Annotated in this window: 16 protein-coding genes; 12 read left to right on the top strand and 4 right to left on the bottom strand. The window is 56.0% G+C overall.

Going from position 1 to position 16,912, the window contains the following annotated elements:
- Nucleotides 1-35 precede the first annotated feature (35 nt).
- Genes JN414_RS08950 through JN414_RS08935 form a run of 4 tightly spaced genes read left to right on the top strand, consistent with a single transcriptional unit; the run spans nt 36 to nt 6,360 of the window.
- Nucleotides 36-3,236: a glycosyltransferase gene (locus JN414_RS08950; protein WP_202207582.1), complete on the top strand. Its 3,201-nt coding sequence runs from the start codon at nt 36-38 to the stop codon at nt 3,234-3,236.
- A gap of 4 nt (nt 3,237-3,240) precedes the next feature.
- Nucleotides 3,241-4,662: a M20/M25/M40 family metallo-hydrolase gene (locus tag JN414_RS08945; protein WP_202207581.1), complete on the top strand. Its 1,422-nt coding sequence runs from the start codon at nt 3,241-3,243 to the stop codon at nt 4,660-4,662.
- 1 nt (nt 4,663) lies between these two features.
- Nucleotides 4,664-5,662, top strand: coding sequence for a 4-hydroxythreonine-4-phosphate dehydrogenase PdxA (gene pdxA, locus JN414_RS08940; RefSeq protein ID WP_202207580.1), 999 nt, complete (start codon nt 4,664-4,666; stop codon nt 5,660-5,662).
- Entirely contained in the window at nt 5,659-6,360 is a 702-nt protein-coding gene (locus tag JN414_RS08935) for a pyridoxine 5'-phosphate synthase (protein WP_086633223.1), read from the top strand. The genes pdxA and JN414_RS08935 overlap by 4 nt, the downstream gene beginning before the upstream one ends.
- Before the next feature lie 33 nt (nt 6,361-6,393).
- Here the strand turns inward: JN414_RS08935 and JN414_RS08930 are convergent, their stop codons facing one another.
- Complete coding sequence (locus JN414_RS08930) at nt 6,394-6,993, bottom strand: hypothetical protein (protein ID WP_202207579.1); 600 nt, start codon at nt 6,991-6,993, stop codon at nt 6,394-6,396.
- A 189-nt stretch (nt 6,994-7,182) separates the two neighbouring features.
- Here JN414_RS08930 and JN414_RS08925 point away from each other — a divergent pair, with 189 nt between their 5' ends.
- Nucleotides 7,183-7,407 carry a DUF3126 family protein gene (locus tag JN414_RS08925; protein ID WP_202207578.1) on the top strand — a complete coding sequence of 75 codons (225 nt, stop codon included), beginning with the start codon at nt 7,183-7,185 and terminating at the stop codon, nt 7,405-7,407.
- 11 nt (nt 7,408-7,418) lie between these two features.
- Here JN414_RS08925 and JN414_RS08920 read toward each other — a convergent pair whose 3' ends face one another.
- A complete protein-coding gene (locus JN414_RS08920; protein WP_202207577.1) occupies nt 7,419-7,952 on the bottom strand; it encodes a DUF2939 domain-containing protein in 534 nt (177 codons plus the stop codon).
- A 97-nt stretch (nt 7,953-8,049) separates the two neighbouring features.
- On the opposite strand from JN414_RS08920, the gene JN414_RS08915 reads away from it, so the two are divergent.
- The 4 genes from JN414_RS08915 to pyk all read left to right on the top strand — a co-directional run bounded on the left by JN414_RS08915 (nt 8,050) and on the right by pyk (nt 11,661).
- Entirely contained in the window at nt 8,050-8,823 is a 774-nt protein-coding gene (locus JN414_RS08915) for a HesA/MoeB/ThiF family protein (RefSeq protein WP_202207576.1), read from the top strand.
- Nucleotides 8,820-9,197 (top strand): DsrE family protein, encoded by a 378-nt coding sequence (locus JN414_RS08910; RefSeq protein ID WP_202207575.1) that lies wholly within the window; start codon nt 8,820-8,822, stop codon nt 9,195-9,197. Before JN414_RS08915 ends, JN414_RS08910 begins: the two co-directional genes overlap by 4 nt.
- Nucleotides 9,198-9,276: 79 nt before the next feature.
- Nucleotides 9,277-10,206, top strand: coding sequence for an SH3 domain-containing protein (locus tag JN414_RS08905; protein ID WP_202207574.1), 930 nt, complete (start codon nt 9,277-9,279; stop codon nt 10,204-10,206).
- A 24-nt stretch (nt 10,207-10,230) separates the two neighbouring features.
- Nucleotides 10,231-11,661: a pyruvate kinase gene (pyk, locus tag JN414_RS08900; protein ID WP_202207573.1), complete on the top strand. Its 1,431-nt coding sequence runs from the start codon at nt 10,231-10,233 to the stop codon at nt 11,659-11,661.
- Between the two features lie 51 nt (nt 11,662-11,712).
- On the opposite strand, the gene JN414_RS08895 is transcribed toward pyk, so the two are convergent.
- Together JN414_RS08895 and JN414_RS08890 are read right to left on the bottom strand one after the other, a co-directional pair.
- On the bottom strand, nt 11,713-12,591 hold the full coding sequence (locus JN414_RS08895) for a prephenate dehydrogenase/arogenate dehydrogenase family protein (RefSeq protein WP_202207572.1): 879 nt from the start codon (nt 12,589-12,591) through the stop codon (nt 11,713-11,715).
- Complete coding sequence (locus tag JN414_RS08890; RefSeq protein ID WP_202207571.1) at nt 12,591-13,760, bottom strand: lysylphosphatidylglycerol synthase domain-containing protein; 1,170 nt, start codon at nt 13,758-13,760, stop codon at nt 12,591-12,593. The genes JN414_RS08895 and JN414_RS08890 overlap by 1 nt, the downstream gene beginning before the upstream one ends.
- A gap of 138 nt (nt 13,761-13,898) precedes the next feature.
- On the opposite strand from JN414_RS08890, the gene hpnA reads away from it, so the two are divergent.
- Genes hpnA through hpnC form a run of 3 tightly spaced genes read left to right on the top strand, consistent with a single transcriptional unit; the run spans nt 13,899 to nt 16,893 of the window.
- Nucleotides 13,899-14,894: a hopanoid-associated sugar epimerase gene (gene hpnA, locus JN414_RS08885; protein ID WP_202207570.1), complete on the top strand. Its 996-nt coding sequence runs from the start codon at nt 13,899-13,901 to the stop codon at nt 14,892-14,894.
- A complete protein-coding gene (locus JN414_RS08880) occupies nt 14,894-16,036 on the top strand; it encodes a glycosyltransferase (RefSeq protein WP_202207569.1) in 1,143 nt (380 codons plus the stop codon). The genes hpnA and JN414_RS08880 overlap by 1 nt, the downstream gene beginning before the upstream one ends.
- Nucleotides 16,033-16,893 (top strand): squalene synthase HpnC, encoded by an 861-nt coding sequence (hpnC, locus tag JN414_RS08875; RefSeq protein WP_202207568.1) that lies wholly within the window; start codon nt 16,033-16,035, stop codon nt 16,891-16,893. Before JN414_RS08880 ends, hpnC begins: the two co-directional genes overlap by 4 nt.
- The last annotated feature ends 19 nt before the right edge of the window (nt 16,894-16,912 follow it).

Genomic DNA, 16,912 nt, shown 5'->3' with positions numbered 1-16,912 from the left:
TGAAGTAAGAGTTTCGCGCAGAAGAGACGGTCCGCATGAGCTTGAAAGACTACATCCTAGCCTCCCCGGCTTTTTCCGGCAGCCGTCCTCCCGTGTGGGGACGCTTTGATGCGGAATGGTATCGGACACGCTACGCCCACATTCTGCGCGAAGAAAAGCTCCTCAATGATGATAATCTGCCCCTGAACCTCAGCAATGAGGCTATGGAAAATCATTGGCTCGAGACGGGGGCCAGTAAAGGCCTTTCTCCAAACCGCTTCTTCGATGAAGAATGGTATCTCCGCCAAAATCCAGACGTGCGAGACGGGATCAGCTATGGCGTTTTTAGCTGTGGCTTTCTGCATTATTGTGAAAGCGGTTTTCGCAGCCGCTCACCGCATTGGTTGTTCTCAGAAACTGATTACTTCAGTCGCAATCCGGATCTAAGCCTGCCAGTTCTGATCTCGCAGGGTTTCAGCAACGGATATGACCATTACCTGACCGATGGGGAACACGAGCACAGACAGGCGCATCCTTTCTTTGAAACCTCTGTTTTCCGTATGGCAAGCCTGAGCCGGGGCCTGTCATATGATTATGGAAAAGGCGATTTCAGACAGTTCCTGATGTCATCGGAGGCTGGCCTATGCCGCAGTTCCTGGTATTTTGATCCAGAGTGGTATCTTTCTACCTATCCAGAGGTTGCAAAAGCCGTGGAGCAGGGCCTCTTCCTCAATGCTCTTCACCATTACCTGACAAATTCAAATCCGGTCGCTTACAATCCGAATCAATGGTTCAGCGAAGCACATTATGCCCAGCTTTATCCGGATGTTGCGGCTATCGTTACGGATGGCGGCTTCCGAAATGGGTATGAGCATTTCATCCGGTTTGGCGCACGAGAAATGCGCATCCCACAGACAGGCGTGGATTTGCAGGCATTTGCACACCAACCTGGAGTTCAGCGAAAGCTGAGAGAGCGGCATTTCAGGGATATTTTCGCATTGTGGGTGCAGTCACAGAGCACTCTCGGCGTGACGGAAGATATTCCGGATGCTTCAGCAGAGCAGTACCAGAATCTGGATCTGAAGCGCGCAGAAACACTGATTCCGTCCATCGTCCGCGCTCCCCTCGATTTCCGCCTCATTCGGCCCCCGGAAGTCAGTGTCATCATCCCGGTTGCCAATCAGTTCCTAGACACGCTCTCCAGTCTCGCGGCACTGCACGCAAATGGCCCAGGAGTGGTCGAGGTCATTATTGTTGATGCAGGATCGACAGATGAGACGGCACAGATCGAGCGGTTTGTAAAAGGTATCCGCGTCCTGCGTCCGTCTTTTCGGGCAAGTAGCAGCGAACAGGTCAATCTAGGCGTAGAAGCAGCACGTGCACCCATCGTTCTTCTCATGGAACCAGGGACGCAGCCTTTTCCGGGCTCTCTTAAAGCCGCACTGCAGGCTTTTAACTCTCCGGACATCTGGGCCATTGGTGGTCAGTCCCTTGGCCTTGACGGACGCGTGCTGGAAGCCGGAACAATCGTATGGCGCGATGCCTCAACGTTGCGCTTTGGCACGGGAGCCAAAGCAAACGAACCCGCAATTGGCTTCTGCCGTCAGGTAGATGCCATTTCGGTCGGAATGATGCTCTGCAGACGAGAAAGGCTCGCGGAATGCGGCAGCATTGACCAGAACTGCATTGGTTCGGAAGCCCGACTGCTTTCTCTCTGCCTGGCGCTACGTCAAGGTGGCGGGAAAATTGTCTACGATCCTTCAATTCTGGATCGCACCAGACCGCCCAGCGCACTTCCTTCAGACTTCCTGAAACGCAATCAGGACTGGCTGCGCCGTCGCTTCTCGTCTCTGCTGTCACGGCATCCCATGCAGGGAAGCTCCCTGTTCAAAGCCCGCTTTGCATCAGGTGTTCCTACAGTTCTCTTCCTGTGCGACCGACTTCCACATCGCTCGCTGGGTTCTCCCCATCTGCGACGTCAAGACCTTGTTCTGGCCCTCAGTCAGAAAGGGCACCACGTTACGGTCTTTCCGATAGATGGAGATGTCACGGATACCGTAACAACCGCTTTGGATTTTCCGGCCAACGTCGAAATCATGAACGACAGCGATATTTCTGAGCTGTCTGATTTCCTGCGCGATCGCAGCGGATCTTTTGATATGATCTGGGTAAGTGGTAGCAGCGCGCTCCGACGCACTGCTGCGATTTTACGCGCACATGCCGCCACTCTCCCTGTGCTGAATATTGTACTGGATCTGGACGGGACACAGGCGGAGGAAACCTATCTTCGAAAGAGGGTTGGAGCAGTTGATGATCATGAGCAACTGCTTGATGATCTTGATCAGGAACTAACAGATGCCTGGATGTGCCAGGCTCTGGTAACCACCCACAAGACGGAAGCAGAAAGTCTCCGTCAGCTTGGTTATGGGAATGTACAGGAACTGGAGCAGTTTCCGATCACATCCTCTGCAATGGCTCCTGGTTTTAATGAACGCTCAGGTATTCTGTTTGCTCTGCCCGTACAGGATGCAGGAAATGCCGTACATGACGGCCTGAACTGGTTCATGCTCGACGTTATTCAGAAGCTGGAAGGGCGACTGCCACCAGAGGCAACCGTTCTGATGGCCGGGCACCGAGGGGACAATGTCGATCTGACGCCCTATACCCGCGCATCGCACGTCGAACCGCTGCCTTCACTGATAAACATGAACGCTCTGTATCGTTCACGGCGCATTCTGATTGACCCTTCACGCGTCATGAGTGCTTCTGCCAAAGAAATTCTCGAGGCGGCTGCGGCAGGCCTGCCTGCAATTTTGACAGAAACAACGCGTGCACATCTCAACTGGGAAGATGGAAAAGACTGTCTGTCTGGCGGTTTCTGTGACCCTGACAAATTTGCTGACGCGATCGTACGCCTGTATCAGGATGAAGCGCTCTGGAATGACATCAGCAGCCATGCCCGTAAGTCTGTTTTGGACGCGTCCGGGTCAGCACGTTTCGACCAGCAGCTCGACAGCATTCTGGCATTGGCAAGCGGAAAAGATGCTTTGCCGCTTCAGACCCATCCCCCACGCATGATCCGGCAAAACAAACCTGCAGGACCAATTGCACCTGCTCCTATCCGCCTGCAGCCGCGTAAAATATCTGACACTCCCGCACCCTCAGCCCTCTCCGATGAGGACGATTACGGCGAGACGCCTGTTTCAGTCACGCTCTCCCCCCGCGTCGGAATTTCATTACCGCTTTCGGAACTTTGACCTAATGACGACCACTTCTCACACTTCAGCTCTGGATGCTGTCCTCTCACATATCGACACGACGCTTGATGCTTCTGTTGAACGACTTTTCAGCCTCCTGAGAATTCCAAGCATCTCTACGCAGCCATCACACGCTGCGGATTGCCGCAAAGCCGCGGAGTGGCTTCGAGCTGATATGGCAAGCATGGGTCTGAACGCAGATATACGCGAAGTACGCTGGGCGGCTCCCGGACATCCAATGGTCGTGGCTCATGATACGGCCCAGACAGGCAAGCCGCATGTTCTGTTTTACGGCCATTATGACGTCCAGCCGACTGACCCGGAAAACCTCTGGAAAGCACCTCCATTCGAACCACGGCTTGTGGAAGAACCCTCTGGACGCAAGGTCATCGTGGCGCGCGGTGCCAGCGATGACAAAGGCCAGGTCATGACCTTCCTTGAAGCTTGCCGCGCCTGGAAAACCGTGCATGGGTCCATCCCGGTACAGGTCAGTGTTCTGCTGGAAGGTGAGGAAGAGTGCGGGGGCAGCAATCTCCTGCCGTTTCTTCAGGAGAATGCTACCGAGCTGAAGGCCGACATCGCTTTGGTGTGCGACACCTCAATGGCGGACCGTCAGACCCCGGGTATTACGACCTCACTTCGAGGCATGATGGCAGAAGAAATCGTCATCGAATGTGCCTCTCATGACCTGCATTCTGGCATTTACGGCAACGCCGCAGCTAACCCCATTGCACTGCTGTGTCAGATTTTAGCGTCGCTTCGCGATGCTGACGGCCGTGTAACGCTTCCAGGATTTTACGACGGCATTCAGGACCCATCCCCAGAGACACGCGCACAGTGGAAAACACTGTTTCCAGATGATGCGGCCTTGCTGGAAGAAGCCGGCCTATCCGTCGCTGCTGGAGAAAAAGGCTATACAGCCATTGAGCAGACCTGGTGCCGCCCAAGTTGCGAAATCAATGGTATCTCCGGCGGATACGAAGGCGAGGGGTTCAAGACAGTCCTTCCAGCGAAGGCAATGGCAAAGGTGTCCTTCCGTCTGGTTCCGGGACAGGATCCAGACAAAATTCGTGAAGCCTTCCGCGCGCATGTCAATGCTGCCCTGCCAGCAGATGCCAAGGTCACGTTCACGGCGCATGGCGGCTCACCTGGCTTTGAAGTCTCACGTGACAGTCGCTTCCTTGCTCCCACACTGAAAGCACTCACAGATGAATGGGGCATCCCTGCCGCGACAATCGGCTGTGGTGGGTCCATTCCAGTGGCAGGAGAAGTACGGGACGCACTCGGATTAGATGCGCTCATGGTTGGCTTCGCACAATCTGATGACCGTATTCACTCTCCCAATGAGCAATACGGCCTGGACTCCTTCCACAAAGGTGTCAGATCCTGGGCACGCATCATTGCTTCCCTCGCAGACGTAGGCTGACATGAACGCTCCGATTGCCCTGACCCTCGGTGATCCGGCTGGGATAGGGCCGGAGCTGGCCGCTCTGGCCTGGTCGGCCCTGCGAAAGACTGGACCAACTTTCTTCTGGCTTGGTGATCCGGCCCTCCTCAATGACGCCGTACCCTTCAGACTGATTGAAGCGCCGGAAAGTGCCCACGAGGTATTTTCCGATGCTCTGCCTGTTTTGCCAATCGAATGCCGTGCCCCGGTCGTTCCTGGGAAGCCAGATTCACGCAATGCCCCAACGGTTATTGCAAGTATTGAGCAGGCAGTCCGATATGTTCAGAACGGGCAGGCGGGAGGTGTAACGACCAACCCGATTGCCAAACATGTGCTGGCCGCGGCTGGATTTTCCTTTCCCGGTCACACCGAATTTCTGGCAGCGCTCTGCCACCGCGATGGGCAGGAAGTCATGATGCTGGCATCCCCTCATCTTAGGGTTGTGCCCGTGACGATCCATGTGTCTCTGCGCCAGGCAATCGAGAGCCTGACTGCTGAGCGGATTGTTGCGGTCACGCTCGCCACGCACAAGGCTTTACAGAGTGACTTTGGTATCACTCAGCCGCGCCTGGCTATCGCTGGCCTAAACCCCCATGCTGGCGAAGAGGGCATGATGGGCACGGAAGAAAAAACCATCATCGGCCCAGCTATAGCCATATTGAAGTCCCAAGGACTGACCGTGATGGGTCCGTTCCCACCAGACACAATGTTCAGCGCAACAGCGAGGCCGGGCTATGACGCAGCGATCTGTATGTATCATGATCAGGCGCTTATTCCCCTGAAAACGCTTGATATGGCTGAGGGCGTGAACGTCACCATTGGCTTGCCGATTATCAGGACGTCTCCAGATCACGGCACTGCCTTCGATATTGCGGGCCCGGTAGGACGTTCAGACAGTCAGGTTGATCCATCCAGCCTTCTCGCAGCACTCAGACTGGCAGATTCCATGTCCCGTCATAAAAAGGGAGACAACCGATGATTCGTCTTGGTGTTAATATCGATCATGTTGCCACCCTGCGAAACGCCCGCGGCGATGCTTACCCAGACCCTGTAGAAGCCGCAAAGCTTGCCCTTAAATGGGGAGGAGACGGCATTACCGCGCATCTTCGGGAAGATCGTCGACACATCCGTGACGCAGACATGCCACGCCTCAAGGCACTCGCAGCACCGTTGAATTTCGAGATGGCTGCAACGCAGGAAATGGTTCGGATCGCTTGCCTGTTGAAGCCCCACGCATGCTGTCTGGTTCCGGAAAAGCGTACGGAAGTGACGACAGAAGGCGGTCTGGACGTCGCAGGACATCGCGAAGTGCTGGCCCCGCGGATTGCGCGCCTGAAAGACGCGGGTATTCGGGTCTCTCTGTTCATTGATCCGGATCAGCGCCAGATCGAAGCTTCGGCGGAGCTTGGCGCAGCAGTTGTGGAGCTTCACACAGGCGCCTATGCCCACAACAAGCCGGGAGAACTTGAGCGCCTTCAGCATGCCGCTGGAATCGTCACAGACTGCGGACTGGAACTCCATGCCGGTCACGGTCTGACTTATGACAACGTGACGCCTGTAGCCAAGCTTCCAGGACTGGCTGAGCTGAATATTGGACATTTCCTGATCAGCCAGGCGGTTTTCGATGGCCTCGGTCCAGCCGTTCGTAAAATGAAATATCTGATCAACTGCCCATAAAAAAAGCCGGGATAAATCCCGGCTGTTTCGTTTTTACTTGGCTGGCTGAATAACCGACTGTGTTTTGTCGTCGGTGAATTTCGGCACATATTTTCCGGACTGGTCGGAGTATGTGGCCGAGGTGCTCTGTGCCGGTGTTGCCGGTGGGTGGAAGGCCGACACCGGACCGAATGGACCTGCATTTACACGATGCATCGTCGACTCTCTCTGGCGAGCACAACCCCGGGTGATGATGGAGCAGATACCGTCAGTGCCGATATATTCGTCGTCATTTCCCGTGTAATGCACTTCGGAAACACGATCATGGTCCAGTCGAAGGACCATACGGCAAGTTGTGCCGCCGCCGCCAAAAGCAGACTGATAAATGCTGATAATGGACTGTGCAGGAATCAGACCTGAATCAGAAGAAATGGTAGGAGTGCTCTGCGTACCATCGTACTGCCAGATCTCTGTCGTATCGTTAAGCTTCTTGGTGCTTCCTGGAAGACCAGCACAGGCCTGAAGATCGTATCCGGTCATACCGACCATCTCGAACTGAGCCTTGTGAGCGTTACGGGAATCAAAATAACCGCATCCGGAAAGAGCTGCCGTTGTGACGAGAGCTCCGAGTGTACGGAAGAGGAAGGGGCGCATTCTGTCTCCTTTGCGCGGGGTCAGGATGAACTGCCCTACACCATTCCGGACAGGACCGAATGGACAGGGCAAAATAAGAAGAGCCCGGTTTCTACAACACGAAACCCATTCAGGGTAGGGGAGACGGGTTCCTTTAAGGGTAACGATGAGCTACAGGGCAAGACCTTGCCAAACACAGGAGTGCCACTCATGGCCGATATGACCCCTTCCGAAGTGACACGCCTTCAAACGACGCTGCAGCGTCTTCTGGGATCGCCGAAGCTCGCAGTCGTTAAGCCTGCACGTAAGGGAATGAGTGTTGAACTTGCCGTTTCAGGCGAAGTTATCGGCACGGTTCATCGTGACGAAGATGAAGGCGAAATCTCATACGCCATTCACATCACAGTTCTTGAGGAAGATCTTCCCCCGGCCTGAACGGCCCTTGTTCAGGGCCGCGGGGCAGACTGCGGCAGTTCAAATCGCGTGATTTTCCAGCCCCAGTGCTCGAACTTCATGTGAAGGACGAATGGAGTCTGCCCTGGCTGGTCCACCTGAGCCTCAAACTTGTTCAGGCTCACAAAGTGAGCGTGCAGGCCACCAAGTACTGGCCAGCCACCACTGGAAGAATACCCGGAAGATCCCGCTGGCATCAGCTGACGCGCTGTCGTCATAAGAGTGGCGGGAGAAAGCTCCGTATCAATCGCGTTCGATATCGCATTGCCGGCAAAAGAGCTGCCAAAATCCGGCAGATCATCGTCTGAGGCAGGGGCAGATGGCCTGAACTGCTCCTTGAGGGAATGTGTCAGGGAACTCCAGTCCACATGAGGGATCAGGCGCGCAGGGTTATTGCCCTTCATGGCGCGATCAATATCCCACAATGCCAGAAACGGGGAAACAGCGTAGGCAGCCAGCACGGCACCCGCTGTAACACCCAGTCCTTGCCGGGCTCGGTATGATATTTTCCAGAAAGAATTTTTCACGCTCAAGCCTCCGCACAGACCCTGAAAATCAGGAGAAGGTGGACATCTGTGAATCTAACGTCTTTCCGTCTGAAAAGTCAGCAATTATCTTGTCCTGATGAACCTTGATTTTTCTGATGCCGAACTTGAGCGATATTCCCGTCATATTCTGCTCCCGCAGGTGGGGGCCATTGGGCAGGCGCAGGTCAGGCAGGCCTCAGTCCTGATTGTGGGAGCAGGAGGGCTCGGGGCTCCTCTTGCACAACAACTGGCTGCATCCGGCGTTGGGCATATCGGCCTGATGGACTACGACCATCTGGAGCTCAGCAACCTTCAGCGGCAGGTTCTCTACACGACGCAAGACATTGGACGTCCAAAGGCTGAAGCGGCCACCGAGAGACTTACCGCGCTCAATCCGCTATCTCGCGTCACAGCGCATTGTCTGCGCGCCACACCGGACACACTGAATGAGCTTGTTCCGCACTACGACCTGATTTGCGATGGCACCGATAACTTTGAGACGCGCCTTGCAGTCTCTGATGCCTGCGTAAAACATGGGCGAACACTAGTATCAGGCGCTGTTCAGGGTTTTTCAGGACAGTTGGCCGTTTTCCGGCCTCAGACCGGGGGACCCTGCTATCGTTGTCTTTTCCCTGAAGCTGCTCAGACTGAAGCACCAACATGCGGGCAGTCCGGCGTTCTAGGTGCCGCAACAGGCGTCATGGGAAGTCTGATGGCCGTTGAGGTCATGCGGGAACTTATGCAACTCGAGGGGCGGGAAGAAACACGCCTCATGATCTGGGATGCTCTGGGTGCGACCATGCGGAGCTTTGTCTTGGCCAGGGACCCTTCCTGTCCGGTCCACACCGATAACGAAAGCAAACCGGCATGAAACCCCCTCTGTTCCTGACTCTGGCGGACGATTCCTGGCAGCGCGCTCACTACGCGTTTATCGTGGCAGCCGGGATGCTCTCTTTGGGGCGCCCGGTTACAATTTTTGCAGGAGGAAAGAGTGTTCACGCCTTGGCAAAGGACTGGTCGGGTTTAACAGGGGTTATCCCCGATGATGAACTTGCCGCTCGCGGCGTCCCGGGTTTCAGTGAATTGCGTGATGCCTTGATCGAATTCGACGTAACACTCATGGCGTGTGAAACCGGACTTGCTCTGACGGGCCTCAAACCGGATGCCCTTATGGAAACCGTTTCCGTACGGGGTATTGTAACCTTTCTGGAGCAGGCGGGAGACCGCCCGATCACGGCACTATGAGTGTACGCCTTGGGACAATTCGACAGTTTTGTGATTTGGTGACTTGCCGAAACCTTCTACCCTTGGCAGGGATGCGGTCATGAGAACGCTTGTCACCCCTCTGTCCCGAACACTCCGCTGCCGTCAGTTTCTGCTGGCTGTCACGACTGGCACAGCTCTGCTGGCCGTCCATCCCGCAGAAGCACGTCATCACAAGCATGAGCACGCGGCAAAGGCTGATGCCTCTACTGCCAAGGCCTCTCATGCGAAAAAGAAGGCGGTAAAAGCCAAGAATGACAGTGCCGGGGCGGTCAAGGCACCTCACCATGCATCACATCACATCTCTGGCAAACATGTCGCCCCTGTAGCGGCGGCCGGAGCCGGAGCGGCAGCCGCAGCGGCCGTTACGAGTCAGCCCGCAACAGCGCAGGCAACGCCGGATGTCCCCTCCACAGACCCGACCGATAAGGGCAGCAACACGGGGCTACCTTTGCCTCGATATGCAGCTCTCCGCGCAGACAAGGTCTATATGCGGCGCGGCCCGGGCGATCGCTATCCCATTGACTGGGTTTATCATCGCCGTGGTCTCCCAGTTCAGATCGAGCGTGAATTCGATGTCTGGCGACTTGTCGAAGACTCCGACGGCCAGAAGGGATGGGTCCATCAGGCGACGCTGTATGGCAGCCGAACTTTCGTTATTCCGGGCTTGCCGCCTGAAGGCGTGAAAGCTCAGACGGGAGAGGCTTCCGCCAAGGACGGAGACCACATCGGCCGTGCAGATGCACGCGTTCTGGGTCACGTCGAGACGCAGGACGAAGCCCGCGCGCATAAAAGTGATGTTCTCCTCATGAGCCATCCGGAGGAAGACAGTAGCGTGGTTGCTGTCCTCCAGCCGGGCACCGTAGGCAATATCAAGGCCTGCCCACAAAGTTCTCAATGGTGCCACGTGGTCGTCAAAGGCTACGAGGGATGGCTGCCACGTCGTCTGTTCTGGGGTCTTCTCCCAGGAGAGACGATTCAATCCAACTGATTTTTCTTGCGAGGACGCCAACATATGACATCCAGCTCCCATCATCGTCGCACGCGGATCGTCGCAACTCTTGGCCCGGCATCGTCCTCGCCTGAGATGATCCTTGCTCTGGCCGAAGCAGGGGTAAATGTCTTCCGTCTCAACTTCTCACACGGTGCACACGAAGACCATGGCGAGCGTCATGCCGCGATCCGTGCAGCAGAAGCAAAAGTTGGCCGACCACTCGCCATTCTTGCTGATCTTCAGGGCCCGAAACTGCGCGTTGGTGTTTTCGAGAATGGCCCGGTCATCCTTGAAGAAGGAAAGCCGTTCCGTCTGGATCTGGACAGAACGCCCGGCAACATAGACCGCGTCTGCCTGCCGCACCCGGAGATCATTTCTGCCGCCAAGCCAGGCAGCCATCTCCTGCTGGATGATGGCAAGCTCAAGCTGCGCGTCGTCAATGTCATCGAAGGCGCTCTTGAAACGGAAGTTGTCATTGGTGGCAAGCTGTCTGAACGAAAGGGCGTGAACGTCCCTGACGTAACGCTTCCTATCCCGGCGCTGACAGAGAAAGATCGCAAGGACTTCGACTTCGCGCTTTCTCTCGGTGTGGATTTCATTGCACTCTCCTTCGTGCAGCGGCCTGAAGACGTTGAAGAAGCGCGCAATATCGCCAAGGGCCGCGCAGCGATTGTGACGAAGCTAGAAAAGCCACAGGCAATGGACGACCTGGAGCGGATCGTTCGTCTTTCAGACGCGATCATGGTCGCTCGTGGCGATCTTGGTGTCGAGCTTCCCCCGGAAGAAGTGCCCGTCGCTCAGAAGCGCGCTATCGCTGAGGCCCGTCGTCAGTGCCGTCCGGTGATCGTGGCGACACAGATGCTGGAAAGCATGATCGAAAGCCCAACGCCAACACGCGCCGAAGTTTCTGACGTTTCCAACGCCGTTTATGATGGCGCGGATGCTGTCATGCTTTCAGCGGAAAGTGCGGCCGGCAAGTATCCGATCGAAGCAGTTTCCATCATGGCGCGTATTGCATCTCGTGTTGAGCAGGACGTCGAATGGCGTCTGCGCATGGACCGCTCCCGCCCGAAGCCGGAAGGGACGGTTCAGGACGCGATTGTTCAGGCCGCGTGGCAGGTCAGCACCGCGCTGAATGCTCGGACCATTGGCGTTCGGACACAAGGCGGTGGTGGCGCCCTTCGTATGGCTCGTGAACGTCCTCACTGTCCGATCCTCGCCGTCACCCCTCATCAGGAAGTGGCTCGTAGACTCTGCGTTGTCTGGGGCGTCTTCCCTCAGGTCGTAGAGAAAGAGCATATTGCTCAGAGCATTGAGGAACTGGCTGCACCAACAGCTGCCATGGCACTGTCCATGAAGCTGTGCCGCAATGGGGACCATGTCATCGTTCTGGCTGGCCTGCCTTATGGCGTGGCTGGAAGCACAAATACGCTTCGCATTACAACAGCCTGATTTTAAATCATTTTTCCTTCCTGTGAGTTTTCTTGCAGGAAGGGAAAATACTCAGACCTGTCGATTTTCAATCAGTGTGCGCCGGATGGCTCGACCTCTCTCAATCCGGCTCGTAATCGCTGCCTCATCACCTTCACGTATCGCCTGCGCCATGCCTTGAGCATCTGCGACAAAGCGATCCAGCGTCTCTAGCAGGACGTCCTTGTTGGCGATGAAGATATCTCGCCACATGACGGGGTCAGAAGCCGCAATACGCGTGAAATCACGAAAGCCCGATGCGGCATAATCGAGAACGGCTGCGCGGATTTCTTCGGAAAGATTATCCGCCGTATCGCAGATTGTAAAAGCCAGCAGATGGGGAAGGTGACTCACCATGGCACAAATACGGTCATGCTTGTCATCAGGAAGAATTTTTGTGCGAGCGCCACAGAGCTCCCACAGCGTCTGGATCTTCTCTACGGCAAGCTCATTTGCGCCCTCTGGCGGCACGAGCAGCGACCAGCGGTTCTCAAAAAGCGTTGCAAAACCAGCGTCTGGCCCTGAGTGCTCGGTGCCAGCCATAGGATGACCGGGAACATAATCCACACCAGCGGGCAGGAGTGTCTGTATTGTAGGTCCCAGTTTCCCGCGTACAGATGCGACATCCGTCAGAATCGCTCCCGGTCGCATGTGAGGCAGAATAGCGCGCGCCGTAGCCTCTACCGCTCCGACAGGAACGCAGATCATCACGCACTCAGCCTGCGCTGCCTGTGCCATATCGTCTGTAACGACGTCGGCAATCCCGAGCTCCCGTACGCGCTCAAGAACAGCAGGATTGATATCAGCCGCGATTAACGTTTCCGCAAGCTCGCCCATTTCCTTGGCGCGCCGCAGGACAGACGAGCCGATCAGTCCAGGACCAATGACTGCCAGAGAACGAAAAAGCGGCATTACAGGGTACGCGGCGCGGCTGCGAAAGCTGCGTCGTCCTCTTTTTCATTTTCACGATTTGATGATCCATCCTTGCTGACAGATCCAGTCATCGCGGTCGTTCTGGCTTTTTTCAGAACAGAAGAGACTGCGTCTTCATGCGAGCCGACAAGAGTGGCCCGTTCCTTCCGAAGACGATTCATCTCCACGACCTGCCACCCGAGAAGAACAGGGATGCCGATGAGGATGTCACGCCCGCGACGGAGCAGGGACAGGCTGAGGGATATCTGTGAGTCTATTCCAAAAATCAGGCCAAGCGCGACGTATGCCGCTTCCTGTACACCGAGGGCAGCCGGAACCAGAAAACCCGCTGACATGATTCCACACACCACTCCCTCGATGGCAAGTGCGGACAGAAACCCGACGTGGGCGCCCAAAAGCTCCAGAGCAGTCCATGTGGCGACTGCACCACCGACCCAGCAACTAAAATGAACGATTGCGCCAAGCATAATTCGATCCGGGCGCCCCCAGAGCGCTTCCAGGCGAGCCTGAAAGATGTCCGTATTTCCGATCAGGCTTTCTCGCCAGTCAGCGGCGATGTGGCGTCCGAAGAACGTGGCAGTTTTGCGGATCATGGACCCACCACGATGCTGCGTCCATATGAAGCCAGCAATCCCAAGAGACAGCAGCACCATGCCGCCCATCAGAGGCCAGATAAATCGCGCAGCTCCCTGATGGCCAACGAGGCAGAGAATCGCAACGAGAATAAAGGCAATCTGCCCCAGAACCTCTGTTGTGATGTCGACCAGATTGGCCGCCACACCTTCTGGCCAGTGAAGATCTTCACCATCAACGTCCCGAGCCTGATGCCCTGCCAGGGTCGCACGGACGCCAAGGACCATTCCGCCAAGCTGGGAAAAGGGCAGGCAGGCACCGGCTGCATCGCGGACAAATCGCGCGCCGGTCAATCGTGCCAGACCAATCTGCGGTACGGCTGCCTTCCAAGCGAGGCCGAGACCGACATCCAGAACAAGCTGGATCAGCACCAGAAGGAAGAAACCTCCGACGCCAACTTTTCCAAGAGCTTCCATGACTGGCTGGATGCCTGCCTTGGCGGCAATGAATGTGAAAAGAGCCACACCCAGAAGGGAGAGAATAATAGGGAGAGTTTTTTTCAACGTCTTCGTCACATACCGTTCGCAACACGCTCTAACCTACAGCTCTGCAATATTCCAGCCTTGCAGACGCTTTCCCCCGAAAGCCACCGGCAGTATGGTGGCCGAAAAATTTCAACCTGTTGCTGATGAGCCGAGGAGAAGATTGCCACCATGAACGATGTCACACTCGTTACAGGGGCTACCGGGTTCGTTGGTTCTGCTGTTGCCCGCGTACTCCGGGAACGTGGGCACCGCCTGCGTTTGTTTGTTCGGGAAAACTCGGACCGTTCCAACATTGCAGAGCTCGACGCGGAACTTGCCATCGGGGATCTGTCTGATCCGACGACCCTTCCTGCCGCTCTCAAAGGTGTGAAGATCCTCTTTCACGTCGCTGCCGACTACCGACTCTGGGTCCCGGACCCTTCCGTCATGATGAAGGCCAACGTTGACGGCACACGAAACCTGATGCTTGCAGCGCTTGAGGCGGGCGTAGAAAAGATCGTGTACTGTTCATCCGTTGCCGCTCTGGGCCTGAACAAGGATGGTACGCCCGCTGACGAAGAAACATACGTCACGGAAAGCAGCGTCATCGGTACGTACAAACTTTCCAAATATCGAGCGGAACAGGAAGTCCTGAAGCTGGTTCGGGAGAAGGGCCTACCAGCCATTATCGTTAACCCATCAACCCCTATCGGCCCGCGGGACATCAAGCCAACGCCTACGGGGCAGATGATCCTCGACTGTGCCTCGGGCCGAATGCCTGCGTATGTTGAGACTGGACTGAACATCGTTCATGTAGACGATGTTGCTGAAGGCCATGCTCTCGCTTTGGAGCGCGGCAAGATTGGCGAAAAATATATCCTTGGTGGCGAGAACATGATGCTGGGAGACCTGTTCCGGCTCACTAGTGAAATTGCCTGCGTCAAGCCGCCGCGGGTCAAGCTCAAGCAATCCTGGCTTTATCCAGTTGCCGTGGTTTCCGAATGGCTTGCGCGAGGATTTGGGATCGAGCCTCGCGTAACGCGCGAAACACTCGCCATGTCCCGGAAGCTTATGTTTTTCTCATCGCTCAAGGCACAGAGAGAACTGGGCTATGCACCCCGCCCTGCACGGGATGCGATCGCTGATGCAATTTCCTGGTTCCGTCTGCATGGACGTATGAAATAATGCTGTTTGGAAGCGCACTTACCAGTCTTGGAGCCTGGATTTACCTCTCACTCTTCCACGGGAAATTCTGGCAGGGTGGTCCAACTCTCAAAGCAGGTTCGTCACCGCCTTGCGCACCAGATGTTGCGATCGTGGTGCCGGCACGTGACGAAGCTGAGTCCATTCAGTCTTGCCTGAAATCTCTTCTGGAGCAGGACTACGATGGCAAACTTTCCGTCATTCTCGTGGATGATAACAGCACGGACGGAACCGGGGATCTGGCACGCGCCGTACCTGACCCCCATAACCGGCTGATTGTCCTCACCGGAGCGCCCCGGCCGCCTGGGTGGAGCGGCAAGCTGTGGGCCGTGAACCAGGGTGCCCAAGAGGCAGTGAACCACATTGGGCCTTACGGCTATATTCTATTCACCGACGCCGATATCATGCATGCGCCGCAGCATCTGGCCACGCTTCTGGCCAAGGCCCGGGAAGACGATCTCGACATGGTCTCAGAGATGGTCGCCCTTAACTGCGAGAGTTCGGCTGAACGCTTTCTGGTTCCAGCTTTCGTTTACTTCTTCGCCATGCTCTATCCGTTTGCCTGGACGGCCAGTGAACGGTCCCGCATTGCCGGAGCAGCGGGAGGAACGATCCTTCTTCGTAGACGCGCTCTGGAGCGGATTGGCGGCATTGAAGCCATTCGAGGTGCACTGATTGATGACTGCACACTCGCTGCACATGTCAAACGATCAGGCGGTCGTCTCTATCTGGGACACAGCGAGCTTGCGTGGTCAGTTCGGCCCTATCGCGGCGCTAAAGACATCTGGGAAATGATTGCCCGGACAGCTTACGTCCAGTTGCGCCAGTCTCCATTGCTGTTGCTGGCGACCATTCTGGGAATGACGCTGATCTGGCTTCTCCCTGTCGGGCTGGCGCTTTTTGGTAAGGGGCGCACGAGAAAGGTGGGACTCCTGACCTATCTCGTGTCTTGCGCAACCTTTCTGCCAACTTTGAAAAGGTTTGGTCTCCCATTGTGGCGGGCGCTACCGCTACCATTCGTCGCGGCCTTTTATATGGCTGCTACCGTCGGCTCAGCCATAGACCACCACAGAGGGGTCGGCGTACGCTGGAAAAATCGTTCCTATACGGATGAGGCATCGTGACAGAAGACATCTGGGGGACGAAAGACGTCACCTCCGCCAAAGGCAAGACTGACGAAAATTTTCCTGTCGGCTCTCTGCTGATTTCCCGGCGCCTGCGCCCATATGTTCATACATATTACAATTTCGCCCGCGTCGCCGATGACATGGTGGACACTCCCGACCTGACACCCCAGCAGAAAATTGCGCGGCTGAAAGGGATGGCTGCCGTCATTCGTGGGGAAATCCAGGCGCCTCAAAGAGCGGACGCGCAGACAGCCGTCAAATTGAGAGAGGTTCTTCTCAAGACAGGCGTTCCGCTTGAGACGGCGACAGATCTCCTTGAAGCATTCTGCATGGATGCCGAGAAGACACGTTATGAGAGCTGGCAGGAACTCCTGCATTACTGCCGGTATTCGGCTAACCCGGTCGGGCGTTTTCTTCTGCTGCTACACGCAGAAGGGCAGGAGACGCTGGCGCCATCAGACGCTCTGTGCTCCGCATTGCAGGTCATCAACCATCTTCAGGATGCGTCTGAAGATCTGAAAACGCTGGATCGATGCTACATTCCGCTTCCTTGGCTCGAAGAAGAAGGCGTTACGCTCGATGATCTTCGGCTTGTGCGAAGCAAGCCGGGCCTACGCCGCGTTTTTGATAGAATGCTGGATGGGGTGGATACGCTGAATCGCGAAGCCCGCGGATTACCGATGCTGATCAAGGATCGCCGGATGCGGCTCGAAGCTGCTGTTATTGTGGAGCTATCGCATATTCTGACGCGCAAACTGAGACGTCAGGACCCCGTTGCAGAACGCGTTTCTTTGACGAAATCAGACGGCGCAAAGGCACTGCTTCTGGCTATGCGCTACTTTCCATCGAACTAAATAAGATGAGGGAAGGCTT

This window comes from Gluconobacter sp. Gdi, assembly GCF_014132155.1.
GTDB lineage: Bacteria > Pseudomonadota > Alphaproteobacteria > Acetobacterales > Acetobacteraceae > Gluconobacter.
This window is presented reverse-complemented; position numbering and strand designations above follow the sequence as displayed.

Excerpts from the sequence above, each read along its gene's own strand:
- JN414_RS08950 (WP_202207582.1), top strand. The coding sequence starts at position 36 with ATGAGCTTGAAAGACTACATCCTAGCCTCCCCGGCTTTTTCCGGCAGC.
- JN414_RS08945 (WP_202207581.1), top strand. The coding sequence starts at position 3,241 with ATGACGACCACTTCTCACACTTCAGCTCTGGATGCTGTCCTCTCACAT.
- pdxA (WP_202207580.1), top strand. The coding sequence starts at position 4,664 with ATGAACGCTCCGATTGCCCTGACCCTCGGTGATCCGGCTGGGATAGGG.
- JN414_RS08935 (WP_086633223.1), top strand. The coding sequence starts at position 5,659 with ATGATTCGTCTTGGTGTTAATATCGATCATGTTGCCACCCTGCGAAAC.
- JN414_RS08930 (WP_202207579.1), bottom strand. The coding sequence starts at position 6,993 with ATGCGCCCCTTCCTCTTCCGTACACTCGGAGCTCTCGTCACAACGGCA.
- JN414_RS08925 (WP_202207578.1), top strand. The coding sequence starts at position 7,183 with ATGGCCGATATGACCCCTTCCGAAGTGACACGCCTTCAAACGACGCTG.
- JN414_RS08915 (WP_202207576.1), top strand. The coding sequence starts at position 8,050 with ATGAACCTTGATTTTTCTGATGCCGAACTTGAGCGATATTCCCGTCAT.
- JN414_RS08910 (WP_202207575.1), top strand. The coding sequence starts at position 8,820 with ATGAAACCCCCTCTGTTCCTGACTCTGGCGGACGATTCCTGGCAGCGC.
- JN414_RS08905 (WP_202207574.1), top strand. The coding sequence starts at position 9,277 with ATGAGAACGCTTGTCACCCCTCTGTCCCGAACACTCCGCTGCCGTCAG.
- pyk (WP_202207573.1), top strand. The coding sequence starts at position 10,231 with ATGACATCCAGCTCCCATCATCGTCGCACGCGGATCGTCGCAACTCTT.
- JN414_RS08895 (WP_202207572.1), bottom strand. The coding sequence starts at position 12,591 with ATGCCGCTTTTTCGTTCTCTGGCAGTCATTGGTCCTGGACTGATCGGC.
- hpnA (WP_202207570.1), top strand. The coding sequence starts at position 13,899 with ATGAACGATGTCACACTCGTTACAGGGGCTACCGGGTTCGTTGGTTCT.
- JN414_RS08880 (WP_202207569.1), top strand. The coding sequence starts at position 14,894 with ATGCTGTTTGGAAGCGCACTTACCAGTCTTGGAGCCTGGATTTACCTC.